This is a genomic window from Aeromonas sp. s4 (assembly GCF_040907855.1).
Classification (GTDB): Bacteria; Pseudomonadota; Gammaproteobacteria; order Enterobacterales; family Aeromonadaceae; genus Aeromonas; species Aeromonas caviae.
Genome location: NZ_JBFOCP010000051.1, coordinates 1 through 20,089, shown reverse-complemented (window position 1 = coordinate 20,089; position 20,089 = coordinate 1). Strand labels below are relative to the sequence as shown.

The following is a 20,089-nucleotide window of genomic DNA, read 5'->3' as shown; positions in this document are numbered from 1 at the left end:
ACGTACACTTCGGATTCGAACTTGGTGTGCGGCTTGATGGTGCCCGGCTTGGCCAGTACCTGACCACGCTCTACGTCTTCACGCTTCACGCCACGCAGCAGCGCGCCAACGTTCTCACCTGCACGACCTTCGTCCAGCAGTTTGCGGAACATTTCAACGCCGGTACAGGTGGTCTTGGTGGTATCTTTGATACCAACGATTTCCACTTCTTCACCAACCTTGACGATACCGCGCTCTACACGACCGGTAACTACGGTACCACGGCCTGCGATGGAGAAGACGTCTTCGATAGGCATCAGGAACGGCTGGTCAATGGCACGCTCCGGCTCAGGAATGTAGGTGTCCAGGTGGCCAGCCAGTTCCAGGATCTTCTCTTCCCACTGAGCTTCGCCTTCCAGCGCTTTCAGTGCGGAACCACGGACTACCGGCAGGTCATCACCCGGGAAGTCGTACTCGGACAGCAGTTCGCGAACTTCCATCTCGACCAGTTCCAGCAGCTCTTCGTCATCTACCATGTCGCACTTGTTCATGAACACGATGATGTACGGAACGCCTACCTGACGACCCAGCAGGATGTGCTCACGAGTCTGCGGCATCGGGCCGTCAGTCGCTGCTACTACCAGGATTGCGCCGTCCATCTGGGCAGCACCGGTGATCATGTTTTTAACGTAGTCGGCGTGACCCGGGCAATCTACGTGGGCGTAGTGGCGGGTAGCAGTGTCGTATTCTACGTGGGAGGTGTTGATGGTGATACCACGCTCACGCTCTTCCGGTGCCTTGTCGATCTGGTCGAAGGCGAAAGCTTTACCACCGAAGTGCTTGGCCAGCACGTTGGTGATGGCGGCGGTCAGGGTGGTTTTACCGTGGTCAACGTGGCCGATGGTGCCGACGTTTACGTGCGGTTTATTACGCTCAAATTTTTCTTTAGACACGACGTAGTCCTTCTAGGTTAAACCCGCCTACCGTCGTAGGCGGGGAATCTTAAATTACTTGGATTTGCGCTCTTCGATCACGGCCTGGGCGACGTTGGTCGGGGCATCGTGATACTTGGCGAATTCCATGGCGTAGGAAGCACGACCCTGGGTAGCAGAACGCAGGGAGGTGGCGTAACCGAACATTTCGGCCAGCGGCACCAGCGCACGTACGATCTTGCCGGACGGGCCATCTTCCATGCCTTCGATCAGGCCGCGACGACGGTTCAGGTCACCGATCACGTCGCCCATGTAGTCTTCCGGAGTCTCGACTTCGACCTTCATGATCGGCTCGAGCAGTACCGGGTTGGCCTTCATGAAGCCAGCCTTGAACGCCAGAGAAGCAGCGATCTTGAACGCCAGTTCGGAAGAGTCGACATCGTGGTAGGAACCGAAGTGCAGACGCACACCCAGATCCATTACCGGATAGCCTGCCAGCGGGCCGGACTTCAGCTGCTCGCGGATACCCTTGTCAACACCCGGGATGAATTCGCCCGGAATCACGCCACCCTTGATGTCGTTGACGAATTCGTAGGCTTTGCCTTCTTCCAGCGGATACATGTCGATAACGACGTGACCGTACTGACCACGACCACCGGACTGCTTGGCATGCTTGCCTTCGATGTCCTTGACGGTGTTGCGGATGGTTTCACGGTAGGCAACCTGCGGCTTACCTACGTTGGCTTCTACCTTGAACTCGCGACGCATACGGTCAACGATGATGTCCAGGTGCAGCTCACCCATACCGGCGATGATGGTTTGGCCAGATTCTTCGTCGGTCCATACGCGGAAGGACGGATCTTCCTGAGCCAGACGGCCCAGAGCCAGGCCCATCTTCTCTTGGTCAGCCTTGGATTTCGGCTCAACGGCGATGGAGATTACCGGTTCCGGGAATTCCATACGCTCCAGGATGATCGGTGCGCTTTCGTCACACAGGGTGTCACCGGTGGTGACGTCCTTCAGGCCGATGGCAGCAGCGATGTCGCCTGCGCGAACTTCTTTGATCTCTTCACGCTTGTTGGCGTGCATCTGAACGATACGGCCGAAACGCTCGCGCTTCTCTTTAACGGAGTTCAGCACGGAGTCACCGGAGTTGACCACACCGGAGTAAACACGGAAGAAGGTCAGGTTGCCCACGAACGGGTCGGTAGCAATCTTGAATGCCAGAGCAGAGAACGGCTCGTCATCGGAAGCGTGACGCTCGTCCTTGGTCTCGCCATCCAGCTTCAGACCGTCGATAGCAGCAACGTCGGTCGGAGCCGGCAGGTACTCGACCACGGCATCCAGCATGGCCTGTACGCCCTTGTTCTTGAACGCGGAGCCACAGGTAACCAGGATGATTTCGTTGTTCAGAACACGCTGACGCAGAGCTTTCTTGATCTCTTCTTCAGTCAGTTCTTCACCACCCAGGTATTTTTCCATCAGGTCTTCAGACGCTTCAGCAGCGGCTTCAACCAGGTTCATGCGCATTTCTTGCGCCTGTTCCAGCAGCTCAGCCGGGACGTCTTCGTAGTCGAAGGATACGCCCTGGTCAGCTTCGCTCCAGTTGATGGCTTTCATCTTGACCAGGTCGATAACGCCCTTGAAGTTCTCTTCGGAACCGATGTTCAGTTGCAGAGGAACCGGGTTACCTTTCAGACGGGTCTTGATGTGCTCAACGCAGCGCAGGAAGTTGGCACCGGTACGGTCCATCTTGTTGACGAACGCGATACGGGGAACCTTGTACTTGTTAGCCTGACGCCATACGGTTTCAGACTGGGGCTGTACGCCACCTACGGCACAGTACACCATCACGGCGCCATCCAGAACACGCATGGAACGCTCTACTTCGATAGTAAAGTCAACGTGGCCCGGGGTATCGATGATGTTGATACGGTGCGGTTGGAACTGTTTACCCATACCGGACCAGAAAGCGGTGGTCGCGGCGGAGGTGATGGTGATACCACGCTCTTGTTCCTGTTCCATCCAGTCCATGGTGGCGGCGCCATCGTGAACTTCACCGATCTTGTGACTTACACCGGTGTAAAACAGAACGCGCTCGGTAGTAGTAGTCTTACCGGCGTCGATGTGAGCGGAGATACCGATATTACGATAACGCTCAATGGGGGTTGTACGAGCCATTGTCATCCTCTTACTAGGGCGCTTGTCCCCAGATAATTAAAGGTGCGCAGAGTCAGAAGACCCTGCGCAAGCGGATTACCAGCGGAAGTGAGCGAAGGCCTTGTTCGCTTCAGCCATACGGTGAACGTCTTCACGTTTCTTGACAGACGAACCCTTATTGTCAGCGGCATCCAGCAGCTCGCCAGCCAAACGCTGAGCCATTGATTTTTCACCACGTTTACGAGCGGCATCAACCAACCAGCGCATTGCCAGAGCATTGCGACGTACCGGACGAACTTCTACCGGCACCTGATAGGTTGCACCACCGACGCGACGAGATTTAACCTCGACCGCCGGACGAATGTTGTCCAGAGCGACTTCGAACAGGGCCAGGTGCTCTTTGCCAGATTTGGTGGCAATGATGTCCAGGGCGCCATATACGATGGCTTCTGCAACAGATTTCTTACCGTCAACCATTACTACGTTGACAAATTTAGCCAGCAGCTCTGATCCGAACTTGGGATCCGGCAGGATTTTACGCTGACCAACAACACGACGTCTTGGCATTTCAAATTCTCCGTAACTTCAGGGGTTACCCAAAACTAGAAAGTTATCTAACTAGAAACGAATTAACGTTTGGCCTTACTTAACGGAGAACCATTAAGCTTTCGGACGCTTCACGCCATACTTGGAGCGAGCCTGCTTACGGTCTTTAACACCGGCACAGTCCAACGCACCACGAACGGTGTGATAACGAACACCTGGCAAGTCTTTTACACGACCGCCACGGATCAGAACAACAGAGTGCTCTTGCAGGTTGTGACCTTCACCACCGATGTAGGAGGTGACTTCGAAGCCGTTGGTCAGACGTACACGGCATACTTTACGCAGTGCAGAGTTAGGCTTCTTCGGGGTGGTGGTGTATACACGGGTGCATACGCCACGCTTCTGAGGGCACGCTTCCAGCGCCGGCACGTTGCTTTTCACAACGAGCTTGATGCGTGGCTTGCGAACCAACTGGTTAATAGTTGCCATCAAAAGGCTCCTGATAATGACTTCATAAACGTGTGAAAAATCCTCCCCGCAGATACGGGGACGCGAAATTTTATGCCCTGTTGTCTGGGGAGTCAAGATTTATACAATTTGCACACCGAAATGGCAAATGACAGTCGAATGACATTATGCTAAGCAACTGAGATAAAAAGGAAAACCAAGTCTAACCGCCCCAGGTCTGCGGTGATCCGTGCTCGGCGATCAACCTGATCAAACCCGGCATATCGAGTTCCATCCCGATCCCGGATGACAAGCCTCTCGCTTGCAGGTCTTCCTTCATGACGTAAAGGGGGACGTCTGCCAAGCGCTCGCACCACCCGGGGGCAGCCGCCGCCATCACGGCATCCTGCATCAACACCACCAGATCCCCTTCCATGCGGTAACGCAACGCCAACTCGAGATCCTGGCTCATGAAGGGAGAGTTCAATATCAGCTGTATCACGGACACCTCAGAAGCAGATGTGGGTGGTGAAACCCGCCCAGCTACGGCGAATTTCCGCAGGAGAGAGCGGAATAACTGGGATTAGCAGATCCGCCGCCGTCAGTCCTCGCTCAGCCAGTGACACCGCACAGACATAGATCTCCTCGATGTCATACAGTTCCAGCATCTTGAAGGTCGGGGCGTAGTGACGCTGCAATATGGCGTGTGGTGATTGCTCCCTCACCAGTTGCATTACGCCATCCCCCACCAGAAAGAGTGCCAGGGACTCCGTCAATGCAGAGGTGGCCAGCAGAGCATCCAGCCCCTCCCGACCACTCGCCGAACCATGGGGACCACGCCGTGAGATAAACGCTATTCTGGTCATTTTGTCCCCCTAGAACTGAACGAAGCGATCAGCGGTCAGTGCGGCTTCCGCCAACTGACCGAGCCCGCTCAGGCAGAATGGTGCTTCCAGATTGAAATGCTCCCGTCCCATTCCCTTGGCCTCCTGCTCATCCAGCACGCCACGGCGCATGGCCGCAGCCACACACACATCGATACGGATGCCCTGCTGGATGGCCAACTCGCGCCACAACGCCACCAGGTCGGTCTCATCGCTGGCTGGCGTATGGAGGCCATTGGCATTGCACACCCCCTCCTGATAGAAGAAGAGGTGGGACAAGCGGTGTCCCTGCTCGACCAGACTCAGGGCAAAACGATAGGCCGTGCTGGCCGTCTGGGTGCCATAGGCGGGCCCGGTGACCAGCAGAGCAAAATTCAGACTCATGATCGCACTCCTGCACAGCGGTGCATCCATTCTACCTCATAGACGCAAAAGCCCCTCCTGGGAGGGGCTTTTGCAATGAAACAGGCTCAGACGTAAGCGATGGCTTCGACTTCGACCAGCACATCCTTGGGCAGACGAGCGACCTCCACGCAGGAACGTGCCGGAGCGGATTCGCCAAAGTAGCGGGCATACACCTGGTTGAAGGCCACGAAGTTGTTCATGTCACTCAGGAAGCAGGTGGTCTTCAGTACCTTGCTGGTATCGGCCCCTGCGGCTTTCAAGACTGCGACCAGATTCTTCATCACCTGCTCTGCCTGAGCCTCGATGCCACCGGCAACGATGTCCATGGTGGCCGGATCGAGCGGGATCTGCCCGGAGGTAAAGACCAGCTCACCCAGCTTGGTAGCCTGGACATAAGGGCCAATTGCGGCAGGCGCCTTGTCGGTTGCAATCACTTCTTTAGCCATTGTTATCTATCCCCTATCTATGGCGCTTACTCGCTCTCTTCTTCACCCTGCTTGCGCTGTCGGATGTAGAGATACACGGTATGTTTGGAAATATTCAGCTTGTCGGCGACCAGGTTGATCGAATCCTTGATATCAAATATGCCCTTCTCGAACAACTGGGTCACGATAAAACGGTTCTTGGCATTGTTGGCCACGGAGGGATCACGATTGATCTCGTCGATGGTGTTGTCCACCGTCTGGGCAACCAGCTCTTCGACGCTGTTGGCGAAGGTCTCCGGTGATTGCCGCTCCACCTGCTGTGGCGTCGGGAAGAATTCGGCCACGAACTCGTGGAAAGGTGCATTGATGTGCAGGTTGATGCAGATAAGGCCGATCACCTGCTTGTCGCGGTTACGGATGGCGATGGTGCTCGACTTCATCAAGGCACCGGTCCGACTGCGGGCAAAATAACTCTGGGTGTGATCCTGACCCGTGCTCTCGATATCCTTGAGCATCCGCAGGGCGAGATCGGTGATCGGCGCCCCCAGAGTTCGACCCGTATTGAAACCATTCGCTATTTGGATCACGGACTCATGCAGATTTTCCAGGGAGTGGAGCACCACCTCGCAGTGCTTGCCGAACAGATCGGCCAGGCCTTCGATAAGGCCCCCATATGAACGCAACAGCTCCCTGTCTTCGTCTGTAAAAGCGCGACCGCTCAGTTGCTCTTCGGGAAGCAGTACTTCCTCGATACCGACAGCCATGTTCTACCCCTGTAATACCCATTCAACTTTCCCGAGTTTTCAGTTGCGACGGGGCAATGTCAACTTTTTTTGATTTTTTGCTCTATAACCTTGCACTGGATCATCCCCCTGCCCCAGCCCAGTGCACGCTGGGCGCCGGATGGGAAATAAAAAAAGGGCCCCTAGAAGGGGCCCTTTTCGATCACTGCAGCGGAAGATTACTCTTCGTCAAAACTGCCGGCTGCGTTGAGCAGATCCGCCAGGTTTTGCTGAGCTTCATCGGCAGTCACCTGCGGCACACCGACAGCACGGGCTGCGGCGGCACGCTGGTTGATGCGGCTGTGGTGGTAGGCAAAGCCGGTACCAGCCGGGATCAGACGACCCACGATCACGTTCTCTTTCAGGCCGCGCAGTTCATCACGCTTGCCACCCACGGCCGCTTCGGTCAGCACGCGGGTGGTCTCCTGGAAGGAAGCTGCGGAGATGAAAGACTCGGTGCTCAGAGATGCCTTGGTAATACCCATCAGGATATGACGGTAGGTAGCCGGGGTCTTGCCTTCGGCAACCAGTTTACGGTTGGCAATCTTCACACGGGCCACTTCAACCTGCTCACCTTCGATCAGGTCGGTGTCGCCAGCGCTTAGGATCTCGCACTTGCGAAGCATCTGACGCACGATGACTTCGATGTGCTTGTCGTTGATCTTAACGCCTTGCAGACGGTAAACGTCCTGCACTTCGTTGGCGATGTAGTTGGCGACCGGGCTGATACCGCGCAGACGCAGGATGTCATGAGCAGACTCGGGACCGTCCGCCAGCACTTCACCCTTCTCAACTTTTTCACCTTCGAACACGTTGAGGTGACGCCATTTCGGAATCATCTCTTCGTAGATCTCGCCACCATCGGTCGGGGTGATGACCAGACGGCGTTTGCCCTTGGTCTCTTTCCCGAAGGAGATGGTACCGGAGATCTCGGCCAGGATGGCCGGCTCTTTCGGCTGACGTGCTTCGAACAGATCCGCAACGCGCGGCAGACCACCGGTGATGTCCTTGGTACCGCTGGACTCTTGCGGGATACGCGCAACCGCATCACCCACGCCCACGTTGGCACCATCTTCCAGGTTCACGATCGCCTTGCCCGGCAGGAAGTACTGGGCGGGAACGTCGGTGCCCGGGATCATCACATCCTTGCCGTTCAGATCGACCAGTTTCACGGTCGGACGCATCTCTTTACCGGCGCTCGGACGCTCGTTGACATCCAGCACGACGATGGAAGAGAGACCGGTCAGCTCGTCGGTCTGACGAGTGATGGTCACACCGTCGATCATGTGTTCGAAGTGCAGGCGACCCGCCACTTCGGTGATGATCGGGTGGGTGTGCGGGTCCCAGTTCGCGACGGTATCACCGGCGTTCACCGCTTCGCCATCCTTCACTTCCAGCACGGAACCGTAAGGCAGCTTGTGGCTTTCCTTGGTACGGCCCATCTCGTCCATGATGGTCAGCTCGGTAGAACGGGAGGTGATAACCAGCTTGTCAGAGTTGTTCAGAACGAACTTGGCGTTCTGCAACTTGATGCTACCGGTGTTCTTCACCTGGATGCTGCTCTCGGCAGCCGCTCGGGATGCGGCACCACCGATGTGGAAGGTACGCATCGTCAGCTGGGTGCCCGGTTCACCGATGGACTGAGCGGCGATAACACCGACAGCCTCACCCTTGTTAACCAGGTGACCACGGGCCAGATCACGGCCGTAGCAGTGAGCACAGTTACCGAAGTCGGTCTCACAGGTGATGGCAGAACGTACCTTCACGCGGTCGACGGAGTTGCGCTCCAGCAGGTCACACAGCTGCTCGTCGAGCAGGGTGTTGCGCGCTACCAGCACTTCATCCTCGGTACCCGGCTTGATCACGTCTTCGGCCACCACACGACCCAACACGCGCTCACGCAGCGGCTCGACCACGTCGCCACCCTCGATCAGCGGAGTCATCCACAGACCGTCGGTAGTGCCGCAATCGTCCTCGGTGATCACCATGTCCTGGGCCACGTCAACCAGACGACGGGTCAGGTAACCGGAGTTCGCTGTCTTCAGCGCGGTATCCGCCAGACCTTTACGAGCACCGTGAGTGGAGATGAAGTACTGCAGTACGTTCAGACCTTCACGGAAGTTCGCCACGATCGGCGTTTCGATGATGGAGCCATCCGGCTTCGCCATCAGGCCACGCATACCGGCCAGCTGACGGATCTGGGCGGCGGAACCCCGCGCACCAGAGTCGGCCATCATGAAGATGCTGTTGAAGGAGGCTTGCTCTTCCTCATCGCCCAGGGAGTTGACGTTACGCTCCTTGGAAAGGTTGTCCATCATGGCCTTGGAGACGCGATCGTTCGCGCTGGCCCAGATATCGATAACCTTGTTGTAGCGTTCGCCCGCGGTCACCAGACCGGACAGGAACTGGTCCTGGATCTCGGCGACTTCGGCTTCTGCAGCAGCGATGATGTCTTTCTTGGCATCCGGGATGACCATGTCATCGATACCAACAGAGGCACCGGACAGGGCCGCGTAGTGGAAACCGGTATACATCAGCTGGTCAGCGAAGATGACGGTATCCTTCAGGCCCTGCTTGCGATAGCAGGTGTTCAGCAGACGGGAGATGAGCTTTTTGCCCAGCGCCTTGTTGGAGACGCACTTGATCCAGTTCTGCGGGTTGGCGTCCAGGTCAGCCTGCTCTGCAGCAGTCAGTACCTTGGGCTCGTCAATCAGCGCGTACTCCATGCCTTTGGGCAGGATCAGGCTCAGGATCGCACGACCAACGGTGGTGTTCTTCATCTCGGTCTTGGCAACCAGCTCACCGGCTTCGTTCTTCACGTACTCGGTGATGCGGCACTTGACGCGAGCATGCAGGTCGGCCAGACCGGCACGGTAGACCTTCTCGGCCTCTTTCGGACCGGACAGCACCATACCTTCGCCCTTGGCGTTGATACGGGCACGGGTCATGTAGTACAGACCCAAGACCACGTCCTGGGAAGGAACGATGATCGGCTCACCGGAGGCAGGCGACAGGATGTTGTTGGTGGACATCATCAGGGCGCGCGCTTCCAGCTGGGCTTCCAGGGTCAGCGGTACGTGGACCGCCATCTGGTCACCGTCGAAGTCCGCGTTATACGCAGCACAAACCAGCGGGTGCAGCTGGATGGCCTTCCCTTCGATCAGGGTCGGTTCAAACGCCTGGATACCCAGACGGTGCAGGGTCGGTGCACGGTTCAGCAGAACCGGGTGTTCGCGGATCACTTCGTCCAGGATGTCCCAGACGACGGCTTCTTCGCGCTCCACCATCTTCTTGGCGGCCTTGATCGTGGTCGCCAGACCGCGGGATTCCAGCTTGCCGTAGATGAAGGGCTTGAACAGCTCAAGTGCCATCTTCTTCGGCAGACCGCACTGATGCAGACGCAGGGTCGGACCTACGGTGATAACGGAACGACCAGAGTAGTCGACACGCTTACCCAGCAGGTTCTGACGGAAACGACCTTGCTTACCCTTGATCATGTCGGCCAGGGATTTCAGCGGGCGCTTGTTGGAACCGGTGATGGCACGACCACGACGGCCGTTGTCCAGCAGGGCATCCACGGACTCTTGCAGCATGCGCTTTTCGTTGCGCACGATGATGTCCGGCGCAGCCAGATCCAGCAGACGCTTCAAGCGGTTGTTACGGTTGATCACGCGACGGTACAGATCGTTCAGATCGGAGGTCGCGAAACGGCCGCCGTCCAGCGGTACCAGCGGACGCAGGTCCGGCGGCAGCACGGGCAGCACTGTCATGATCATCCACTCCGGCTTGTTGCCGGATTGCAGGAAGGCTTCCATCAGCTTCAGACGCTTGGTGGTCTTCTTGCGCTTGGTCTCGGAGTTGGTCTGATCCAGCTCCTCACGCATGGCTTTGACTTCACCTTCCAGATCGATGGCGCGCAGCAGGGCCAGAATGGCCTCGGCACCCATCTTGGCGTCGAATTCGTCGCCCCACTCTTCCAGTGCGTCCAGATAGTTCTCTTCGGACAGCATCTGGCTGCGCTCGAGGTTGGTCATGCCGGGTTCGATCACTACATAGGATTCGAAATACAGCACGCGCTCGATGTCACGCAGGGTCATGTCCAGCAGCAGACCGATACGGGACGGCAGGGACTTCAGGAACCAGATGTGGGCAGTCGGGCTGGCCAGCTCGATGTGGCCCATGCGCTCACGACGGACCTTGGTCTGGGTCACTTCTACACCGCACTTCTCGCAGATCACACCACGGTGTTTCAGGCGCTTGTACTTGCCGCACAGACACTCGTAGTCCTTCACCGGTCCGAAGATACGGGCGCAGAACAGACCATCACGCTCCGGCTTGAAAGTCCGGTAGTTGATGGTCTCAGGCTTTTTGACCTCACCGAATGACCAGGAGCGGATCATGTCAGGAGAGGCCAGACCGATCTTGATACTGTCAAACTCTTCGGTCTTGGTCTGAGCCTTCAAAAACTTGAGTAAGTCTTTCACGTGTTTCCCCTGTCAGGAGTCTAACCTCGGCGCCCCAGCTGCCGAAACAGCGGGGCGCCCACGTCAATTCTCGAACAATAAGAGCGAGCTCTTACTCTTCGTCCAGCTCGATGTTGATACCCAGAGAGCGGATTTCCTTCAGCAATACGTTGAAGGATTCGGGCATGCCCGGCTCCATACGGTGGTCGCCATCCACGATGTTCTTGTACATCTTGGTACGGCCGTTCACATCGTCAGACTTGACGGTCAGCATTTCCTGCAGGGTATATGCCGCACCGTAAGCCTCCAGGGCCCACACTTCCATCTCACCGAACCGCTGACCACCGAACTGCGCCTTACCACCCAGCGGCTGCTGGGTAACCAGGCTGTAGGAACCGGTAGAACGCGCGTGCATCTTGTCGTCTACCAGGTGGTTCAGTTTCAGCATGTACATGTAACCCACGGTGACCTTGCGCTCGAAGGCGTTACCGGTACGACCGTCGAACAGGGAGATCTGACCGGATTCCGGCAGATCGGCCAGCTTCAGCAAGGCTTTGATTTCGCGCTCTTTGGCACCATCAAAGACAGGTGTAGCCACCGGCAGACCCTTACGCAGGTTACCCACCAGGGTACGCACGTCGTCGTCAGACAGTTCGGCAATGTTCACTTGCTGGGAGTCCTTCTCGCCCAGGTCATAGACCTGTTGCAGGAACTCGCGCATCTCGTGCAGCTCGCGCTGTTCTTTGATCATGCGGTCGATCTTCTCGCCAATGCCCTTGGCCGCGAGGCCCAGGTGCACTTCGAGGATCTGACCGATGTTCATACGAGACGGTACACCCAGCGGGTTCAGTACGATGTCGACCGGACGGCCGTACTCGTCATGGGGCATATCCTCGACCGGACAGATCTTGGAGATAACACCCTTGTTACCGTGACGGCCCGCCATCTTGTCACCCGGCTGGATGCGACGCTTGACGGCCAGATAGACCTTGACGATCTTCAGTACGCCCGGCGCCAGGTCATCGCCCTGGATGATCTTGCGACGCTTGTTCTCGAATTTCTTGTCGAACTCGGCCTTCAGCTCAACGTGCTGTTCAGCGATCTGCTCCAGCTCGATTTGCTTGGCTTCATCTTCGATGGCCAGCTCAAACCACTTGGAACGATCGAGCTTGTTCAGACGATCTTCGCTGTAACCGGCGGCCAGCAGCAGGTTGCGGGAACGGCCGAAAATGCCGTCTTCCAGGATCTTGAACTCTTCGGTCAAGTCCTTCTTCGCTTCCTTCAACTGCATCTCTTCGATTTCTTTGGCGCGCTTGTCTTTTTCCACGCCATCGCGGGTAAAGACCTGCACGTCAACAACGGTACCGTACACACCGTTCGGTACACGCAGGGAAGAGTCCTTCACGTCGGACGCCTTCTCACCGAAGATGGCGCGCAGCAGCTTCTCTTCCGGGGTCAGCTGGGTTTCACCTTTCGGAGTCACCTTGCCGACCAGAATGTCGCCGCCCTTCACTTCCGCACCCACGTAGACGATACCGGACTCGTCCAGCTTGGACAGAGCGGCTTCACCCACGTTCGGGATGTCAGCAGTGATCTCTTCCGGACCCAGCTTGGTGTCACGGGAGATACAGGCCAGTTCCTGGATGTGAATGGTGGTCAGGCGATCTTCCTGAACCACACGCTCGTTCACCAGGATCGAGTCTTCGAAGTTGTAACCGTTCCACGGCATGAACGCGACGCGCAGGTTCTGACCCAGCGCCAGTTCACCGAGATCGGTGGACGGGCCGTCAGCCAGTACGTCGCCCGCCATCACCGGCTCACCCAACATCACGCACGGACGCTGGTTGATACAGGTGTTCTGGTTGGAACGGGTGTATTTGGTCAGGCTGTAGATGTCGATGCCGGCTTCGCCAGGCAGCAGCTCATCTTCGTTGACCTTGATAACGATACGGGAGGCATCGACATAGTCGATCATGCCGCCACGCTTGGCCACTACGGTCACACCGGAGTCAACGGCCACTGCGCGTTCCATACCGGTACCTACCAGCGGCTTGTCAGCGCGCAGGGTCGGTACAGCCTGACGTTGCATGTTTGAACCCATCAATGCGCGGTTCGCGTCATCGTGTTCCAGGAACGGGATCAGGGCCGCTGCCACAGAGACGATCTGTTGCGGGCTCACGTCCATGTACTGGATCTGGTCGGCGTTCATAAAGGTGGATTCACCTTTGTGACGGCACGGGATCAATTCATCTTTCAGACGGCCATCTTCGGTGGTCGCGGCGTTGGCCTGTGCGATCACGTACTTGCCTTCTTCAATCGCAGACAGGTAATCCACTTCGTCGGTGATCACACCGTCGATCACCTTGCGGTACGGGGTCTCGAGGAAACCGTACTCGTTGGTGCGGGAATACACGGACAGCGAGTTGATCAGACCGATGTTCGGACCTTCCGGCGTTTCGATGGGGCACAGACGACCGTAGTGGGTCGGGTGTACATCTCGAACTTCAAAGCCGGCACGCTCACGGGTCAGACCGCCCGGGCCCAGCGCGGAGATACGGCGCTTGTGGGTCACTTCGGACAGCGGGTTGTTCTGGTCCATGAACTGGGACAGCTGGCTGGAACCGAAGAACTCTTTGACCGCGGCGGAGATCGGCTTGGCGTTGATCAGATCCTGCGGCATCAGGGTGTCCAGATCGCCCAGAGACAGGCGCTCCTTCACCGCACGCTCGACACGGACCAGACCAACACGGAACTGGTTCTCGGCCATTTCACCGACGGAACGGATACGACGGTTACCAAGGTGGTCGATATCGTCCACTTCGTCGTTACCGTTACGGATATCGATCAGGCGCTTCATGACCTCGACGATATCGTCCTTGGTCAGCACGCCAACGCCTGTCTCGTCTTCACGACCCAAACGGCGGTTGAACTTCATCCGACCTACGGTAGACAGGTCATAACGCTCGGAAGAGAAGAACAGGTTCTCGAACAGCTGCTCGGCCGCTTCGCGAGTGGGCGGCTCGCCCGGACGCATCATGCGATAGATCTCGACCAGGGCTTCCAGGCGGCTGGAGCTGGAGTCGATACGCAGGGTCTCGGACATGTAGGCACCGTGATCCAGTTCGTTGGTGAACAGAACCTCGAAGTGCTTGAAGCCGGCTTGGGACAGGTTGGCAACCGCTTCCAGGCTCAGCGCCTGGTTGGCAGTGACAACCATCTCACCAGTCTGCGGGTGCGCGTAGTTCTTGGCTGCAACTTTGCCAACAACATACTCTACCGGCACCTCGATCTGGGTGATGCCGTCTTTTTCCAGCTGACGGATGTGACGGGCAGTGACACGACGACCGGTTTCAACCACCACGGCGCCATTGGCAATGATGTCGAAGGTCGCGGTCTCGCCACGCAGGCGCTCGGGCACCAGATCCATCATCAACTTGCCATCCTTGACCTCGAAACCGATGGTCTCGAAGAAGGTGGCCAGGATTTCTTCGGAACTGAAGTCCAGGGCGCGCAGAATAATGGAGGCCGGCAGTTTGCGACGACGGTCGATACGGACAAACAGGTTGTCTTTCGCATCGAACTCGAAGTCCAGCCAGGAGCCACGGTAGGGGATAACGCGGGCGTTATACAGTACCTTACCGGATGAATGTGTTTTGCCTTTATCGTGGTCGAAGAAGACGCCCGGGCTGCGGTGCAGCTGGGAGACGATAACCCGTTCGGTACCATTGATGACAAAGGTGCCGTTCTCGGTCATGAGCGGAATCTCGCCCATGTATACTTCTTGTTCCTTGATGTCTTTGACGGTGCCGGCAGCTGCTTCACGGTCGTACAGAACCATACGAAGCTTGACACGCAGCGGCGCGGAGTAGGTCACTCCACGGATCTGGCATTCTTTTACGTCAAATACCGGCTCACCCAGGCGATAGCTGACATACTGAAGCTCAGCACTACCGGAGTAACTGGTGATCGGGAAAACGCTACGGAAGGCGGCTTCTAGGCCGTACTCACCTTCCGGGTCAGCCTCGATGAACTGCTTGAAGGAGTCCAGCTGAATGGACAACAGATAAGGCGTGTCCAGTACCTGGTCTCGCTTACCGAAGTCCTTACGTATGCGTTTTTTTTCGGTATAAGAGTAAACCATAGGGTTCCTCAGCTCGCTGATAAGTGACCCACTCTGTCCCCACGGGACAGCTCTGTCTCAACACCGTTTTGTGTTGGCCCGGACGATGAGGCGGTCCGGATTGCTGGTGCACCGAGAGTCGTGAACGGTGTGAAATACTCTCAGTCTACAGCGCAAAAAGGCTGGTGAATAAAGATTCACCAGCCTTAGCCTGTTTTATCAGGCTAATCTACATAAATGCAGATTATTTGATCTCAACAGAAGCACCGGCAGCTTCCAGCTCTTTCTTCAGAGCTTCAGCTTCGTCCTTGGACACGGCTTCTTTCAGATTGGTCGGAGCAGCTTCTACCAGGTCCTTGGCTTCTTTCAGGCCCAGACCGGTAGCGCCACGAACGGCCTTGATGACGGCAACTTTGTTGGCGCCAGCAGCAGTCAGAACTACGTCGAACTCGGTCTTCTCTTCTACTGCTTCAGCAGCAGCCGGGCCGGCCATGACGGCAGCAGCGGCAGAAACACCGAACTTCTCTTCCATAGCTTCGATCAGCTCAACAACTTCCATTACGGACATGGAAGCAACGGCTTCGATGATTTGGTCTTTAGTGATAGACATGACAAAAATTCCTGATGTTGAATAAACTCAAACAGCCTAGATAGGCGAGAATCAAGCAGCAGCTTGTTTCTGGTCGCGAACAGCAGCGATAGTACGAACCAGCTTGCCAGCAGAGGCTTCCTTCATGGTAGCCATCAACTTCGCAATTGCTTCTTCGTAAGTCGGCAGCGTGGCCAGACGATCAATTTGTGCTGCGGCGATAAACTCACCGTTAAAAGCGCCAGCCTTGATTTCGAACTTTTGGTTCGCTTTGGCAAACTCTTTGAACAGACGAGCGGCAGCGCCCGGGTGTTCGTTAGAGAAAGCAATCAAGGTAGGACCGGTAAATGCGTCGTTCAGGCACTCGTATTCGGTACCTTCTACCGCGCGACGCAGCAGGGTGTTACGCACAACGCGCATGTACACACCAGCTTCACGAGCGGTCTTACGCAGGACGGTCATCTTCTCTACAGTGACGCCGCGAGAATCGGCTACAACTGCAGAAAGAGCGCCTTTGGCAGCTTCGTTGACTTCAGCAACAATTGCCTTTTTGTCTTCGAGTCCCAATGCCATTGGCTTAACTCCTGGATTGAATCCGGGTCTGTTGACCCAGTACTGACACATCCCCCCTACCTTTACAACAGAGGGGAACGATGCGGTAGCAGGATTCCAGAAGAGAAAGAATCTTTCTCGCTGGGTTTCCGGCACCGTCTACGCAGGAAGAATTAAGGCTTTGAGGCCTCCTGCGGTCTTGGACGGAGGTCGAAACCCCCAACCAATCAAGGCGCGAAATTATAGATTAAATTTTGCGCCTTGTAAAACCCATCAATTAGGCCTGAGCTTCCAGGGAAGCTTGGTCTACGGCAACACCGGCACCCATGGTGGTGGAGATGCTGACTTTCTTGATGAATACACCCTTGGCGGAGGACGGCTTAGCCTTCTTCAAGGCGACCAGCAGAGCTTCCAGGTTCTCTTTCAACTGAACTTCGTTGAAGGAAACTTTGCCCAGAGTGGTGTGAATGATACCGTTCTTGTCGTTACGGTAACGAACCTGACCAGCCTTGGCGTTCTTGACGGCTTCGGCTACGTTCGGAGTGACGGTACCAACCTTCGGGTTCGGCATCAGACCGCGCGGGCCCAGGATCTGGCCCAGTTGACCAACAACGCGCATGGCATCCGGGGATGCGATCACGACGTCGAAGTTCATCTCGCCTTTCTTGACCAGCTCAGCCAGGTCATCCATACCAACCAGTTCAGCACCGGCAGCCTTGGCGGCTTCGGCGTTGGCACCCTGGGTGAACACGGCGACACGGATGTCACGACCGGTACCGTGCGGCAGTACAGTTGCACCACGTACGTTCTGGTCGGATTTACGAGCATCGATACCCAGGTTAACGGCAACGTCAACGCTTTCAACGAACTTGGCGGTAGCCAGTTCTTTCAGCAGGGCAATGGCTTCGTTGATGGAGTACTCTTTGGTACCGTCAACTTTTTCGCGAATAACGCGCATACGCTTGGACAGTTTAGCCATTGTCTTACTCCTCCACTACCAGGCCCATGGAACGAGCGGAACCGGCGATGCAACGTACTTTTGCATCCAGATCGGCACCAGTCATATCCGGCTCTTTGGTCTTGGCGATTTCTTGCAGCTGAGCCACAGTCACCTTACCAACCTTGTCTTTGTTCGGCTTGGCGGAACCAGACTGGATACCAGCGGCTTTCTTCAGCAGGAAGGAAGCGGGCGGAGTCTTGGTTTCGAAGGTGAAGGAACGGTCGCTGTAAACGGTGATCACGACCGGAGTCGGAGAACCTTTTTCCAGCTTTTCTGTACGGGCGTTGAATGCCTTACAGAATTCCATGATGTTCACACCGTGCTGACCCAGAGCAGGACCAACGGGAGGGCTGGGGTTAGCACTGCCAGCCTTAACTTGCAGCTTGATATAAGCTGTGACTTTCTTAGCCATTACAAAAATACCTCAAAAATGGGTTCTAACGCCTCGGAGACATGCTCCTGCAAACGGCTCCCCAACAAATAAAGGGGCAGCGAATTATAGAGATAATCGCTGCCCCTGACAACCGTTAAACGTACAGAGATTAATCAGCCTTTTTCGACCTGACCAAAATCCAGTTCTACCGGCGTTGAGCGGCCGAAGATCAGTACGGAGACCTTCACGCGGCTCTTTTCGTAGTCCACCTCTTCAACGGTACCGTTGAAGTCGGCGAACGGACCATCGGCAACCCGGACCATCTCACCCGGTTCAAACAGGGTTTTCGGACGCGGCTTGTCGTGGGCATCTTGCAGACGATTGAGGATAGCATCCGCTTCCTTATCGGAGATAGGAGCAGGGCGATCGGAGGTACCGCCGATGAAACCCATTACACGTGGTACATTGCGTACCAGGTGCCATGTGGTTTCATCCATCACCATCTGGACCAGGACGTATCCCGGGAAAAATTTGCGCTCACTCTTGCGCTTCTGGCCAGCACGCATCTCGACCACTTCTTCAGTCGGGACCAGCACTTCACCAAACAGCTCTTCCATGCCATGCATCTTGATATGTTCACGCAGGGATTTGGCAACACGGCCTTCGTAGCCGGAAAATGCCTGCACGACATACCATCTCATACGCTGTTCACGTTGTTCAGTCATGGCTTATCCTTACACACCGGTAATCAGGTTGACCAACCAGACCAAGGCGCCGTCCAACACGAACAGCAGCAGCCCCATCACGGCAGTCACCGCCAGCACAATCAGGGTTGTCTGAATGGCTTCCTGACGGGTCGGCCATACGACCTTGCGGACTTCCAGGCGAGACTCACGGGCAAACGCCAGTGTTGCCTTGCCCTTGGTGGTTTGCAGGGCCACTGCACCGGCAGCAGCGATGACAACGACCACACCCAGGGCGCGGACGGCAGCAATAACGTCGCTCAGCAGGTAATTGCCCACTACAGCGGCCGCCAGGATGATGAAAACCAGGCCCCAAAGCAGGGTATCCTTGCTTCCGCCCTGACCCTCAGAACTAACACTCATACAACCCACCTGTATCTGACGTAACCAAAGACACAAAAGCCCCGTACGAGACGAGGTATATGGCAGGGGCGGCAGGACTCGAACCCGCAACCATCGGTTTTGGAGACCGCTGTTCTACCAATTCGAACTACGCCCCTACATAAGAAAGCCCCTATTATAGGGGCTTTGCTTTATTTATGTAAGCCAAGATTAAGCGATAACTTTGGCTACAACACCAGCACCTACGGTACGGCCACCTTCACGGATGGCGAAACGCAGGCCGTCGTCCATCGCGATCGGGGCAATCAGGGTAACAACCATCTTGATGTTGTCACCCGGCATTACCATCTCTACGCCTTCCGGCAGTTCGATGGTTCCGGTCACGTCGGTAGTACGGAAGTAGAACTGCGGACGGTAGCCCTTGAAGAACGGAGTGTGACGACCACCTTCTTCCTTGGACAGCACGTACACTTCGGATTCGAACTTGGTGTGCGGCTTGATGGTGCCCGGCTTGGCCAGTACCTGACCACGCTCTACGTCTTCACGCTTCACGCCACGCAGCAGCGCGCCAACGTTCTCACCTGCACGACCTTCGTCCAGCAGTTTGCGGAACATTTCAACGCCGGTACAGGTGGTCTTGGTGGTATCTTTGATACCAACGATTTCCACTTCTTCACCAACCTTGACGATACCGCGCTCTACACGACCGGTAACTACGGTACCACGGCCTGCGATGGAGAAGACGTCTTCGATAGGCATCAGGAACGGCTGGTCAATGGCACGCTCCGGCTCAGGAATGTAGGTGTCCAGGTGGCCAGCCAGTTCCAGGATCTTCTCTTCCCACTGAGCTTCGCCTTCCAGCGCTTTCAGTGCGGAACCACGGACTACCGGCAGGTCATCACCCGGGAAGTCGTACTCGGACAGCAGTTCGCGAACTTCCATCTCGACCAGTTCCAGCAGCTCTTCGTCATCTACCATGTCGCACTTGTTCATGAACACGATGATGTACGGAACGCCTACCTGACGACCCAGCAGGATGTGCTCACGAGTCTGCGGCATCGGGCCGTCAGTCGCTGCTACTACCAGGATTGCGCCGTCCATCTGGGCAGCACCGGTGATCATGTTTTTAACGTAGTCGGCGTGACCCGGGCAATCTACGTGGGCGTAGTGGCGGGTAGCAGTGTCGTATTCTACGTGGGAGGTGTTGATGGTGATACCACGCTCACGCTCTTCCGGTGCCTTGTCGATCTGGTCGAAGGCGAAAGCTTTACCACCGAAGTGCTTGGCCAGCACGTTGGTGATGGCGGCGGTCAGGGTGGTTTTACCGTGGTCAACGTGGCCGATGGT

At 56.4% G+C, this 20,089-nt stretch carries 18 protein-coding genes and 1 tRNA gene; all 19 read right to left on the bottom strand.

The features are described from left to right. Window positions 1–932, bottom strand: a 932-nt coding sequence (tuf, locus tag AB5Y89_RS17815; RefSeq protein ID WP_094696491.1) for an elongation factor Tu, incomplete at its 3' end; no start/stop codon positions are given. 54 nt (window positions 933–986) lie between these two features. Beyond that, a complete protein-coding gene (gene fusA / locus AB5Y89_RS17810) occupies window positions 987–3,092 on the bottom strand; it encodes an elongation factor G (RefSeq protein WP_010675948.1) in 2,106 nt (701 codons plus the stop codon). A 75-nt stretch (window positions 3,093–3,167) separates the two neighbouring features. Next, window positions 3,168–3,638 carry a 30S ribosomal protein S7 gene (rpsG, locus tag AB5Y89_RS17805; protein WP_010675949.1) on the bottom strand — a complete coding sequence of 157 codons (471 nt, stop codon included), beginning with the start codon at window positions 3,636–3,638 and terminating at the stop codon, window positions 3,168–3,170. A 93-nt stretch (window positions 3,639–3,731) separates the two neighbouring features. Next, the gene (gene rpsL, locus AB5Y89_RS17800; RefSeq protein WP_005306278.1) at window positions 3,732–4,106 is read right to left on the bottom strand and encodes a 30S ribosomal protein S12; all 375 of its coding nucleotides are present in this window, start codon (window positions 4,104–4,106) and stop codon (window positions 3,732–3,734) included. Window positions 4,107–4,287: 181 nt separating this feature from the next. After that, window positions 4,288–4,566, bottom strand: coding sequence for a sulfurtransferase complex subunit TusB (gene tusB, locus AB5Y89_RS17795; RefSeq protein WP_043153905.1), 279 nt, complete (start codon window positions 4,564–4,566; stop codon window positions 4,288–4,290). A gap of 7 nt (window positions 4,567–4,573) precedes the next feature. Further along, window positions 4,574–4,930: a sulfurtransferase complex subunit TusC gene (gene tusC / locus AB5Y89_RS17790; RefSeq protein ID WP_029314860.1), complete on the bottom strand. Its 357-nt coding sequence runs from the start codon at window positions 4,928–4,930 to the stop codon at window positions 4,574–4,576. Between the two features lie 9 nt (window positions 4,931–4,939). After that, window positions 4,940–5,332 carry a sulfurtransferase complex subunit TusD gene (gene tusD / locus AB5Y89_RS17785; RefSeq protein WP_043153907.1) on the bottom strand — a complete coding sequence of 131 codons (393 nt, stop codon included), beginning with the start codon at window positions 5,330–5,332 and terminating at the stop codon, window positions 4,940–4,942. Between the two features lie 86 nt (window positions 5,333–5,418). Continuing rightward, complete coding sequence (locus tag AB5Y89_RS17780) at window positions 5,419–5,799, bottom strand: RidA family protein (RefSeq protein ID WP_010675953.1); 381 nt, start codon at window positions 5,797–5,799, stop codon at window positions 5,419–5,421. A gap of 26 nt (window positions 5,800–5,825) precedes the next feature. Continuing rightward, window positions 5,826–6,542, bottom strand: coding sequence for a transcriptional regulator (locus AB5Y89_RS17775; protein WP_010675954.1), 717 nt, complete (start codon window positions 6,540–6,542; stop codon window positions 5,826–5,828). A gap of 197 nt (window positions 6,543–6,739) precedes the next feature. After that, complete coding sequence (gene rpoC / locus AB5Y89_RS17770) at window positions 6,740–11,044, bottom strand: DNA-directed RNA polymerase subunit beta' (protein ID WP_010675955.1); 4,305 nt, start codon at window positions 11,042–11,044, stop codon at window positions 6,740–6,742. Between the two features lie 91 nt (window positions 11,045–11,135). Further along, window positions 11,136–15,164 (bottom strand): DNA-directed RNA polymerase subunit beta, encoded by a 4,029-nt coding sequence (gene rpoB / locus AB5Y89_RS17765; protein ID WP_010675956.1) that lies wholly within the window; start codon window positions 15,162–15,164, stop codon window positions 11,136–11,138. A 223-nt stretch (window positions 15,165–15,387) separates the two neighbouring features. After that, complete coding sequence (rplL, locus tag AB5Y89_RS17760) at window positions 15,388–15,753, bottom strand: 50S ribosomal protein L7/L12 (protein WP_010675957.1); 366 nt, start codon at window positions 15,751–15,753, stop codon at window positions 15,388–15,390. A gap of 51 nt (window positions 15,754–15,804) precedes the next feature. Further along, the gene (gene rplJ / locus AB5Y89_RS17755; protein ID WP_042016252.1) at window positions 15,805–16,305 is read right to left on the bottom strand and encodes a 50S ribosomal protein L10; all 501 of its coding nucleotides are present in this window, start codon (window positions 16,303–16,305) and stop codon (window positions 15,805–15,807) included. Between the two features lie 256 nt (window positions 16,306–16,561). After that, window positions 16,562–17,263, bottom strand: coding sequence for a 50S ribosomal protein L1 (gene rplA, locus AB5Y89_RS17750; RefSeq protein ID WP_010675958.1), 702 nt, complete (start codon window positions 17,261–17,263; stop codon window positions 16,562–16,564). A 4-nt stretch (window positions 17,264–17,267) separates the two neighbouring features. Beyond that, on the bottom strand, window positions 17,268–17,696 hold the full coding sequence (gene rplK, locus AB5Y89_RS17745; RefSeq protein WP_005306313.1) for a 50S ribosomal protein L11: 429 nt from the start codon (window positions 17,694–17,696) through the stop codon (window positions 17,268–17,270). Between the two features lie 134 nt (window positions 17,697–17,830). Continuing rightward, entirely contained in the window at window positions 17,831–18,382 is a 552-nt protein-coding gene (nusG, locus tag AB5Y89_RS17740) for a transcription termination/antitermination protein NusG (protein WP_010675959.1), read from the bottom strand. A 9-nt stretch (window positions 18,383–18,391) separates the two neighbouring features. Then, window positions 18,392–18,763, bottom strand: a complete 372-nt coding sequence (secE, locus tag AB5Y89_RS17735; RefSeq protein ID WP_010675960.1) for a preprotein translocase subunit SecE — start codon at window positions 18,761–18,763, stop codon at window positions 18,392–18,394. Window positions 18,764–18,823: 60 nt separating this feature from the next. After that, a tRNA-Trp gene (locus tag AB5Y89_RS17730) sits at window positions 18,824–18,900 on the bottom strand. A 52-nt stretch (window positions 18,901–18,952) separates the two neighbouring features. After that, the coding region (tuf, locus tag AB5Y89_RS17725) for an elongation factor Tu (protein WP_017788708.1) at window positions 18,953–20,089 on the bottom strand (1,137 nt) is incomplete at its 5' end.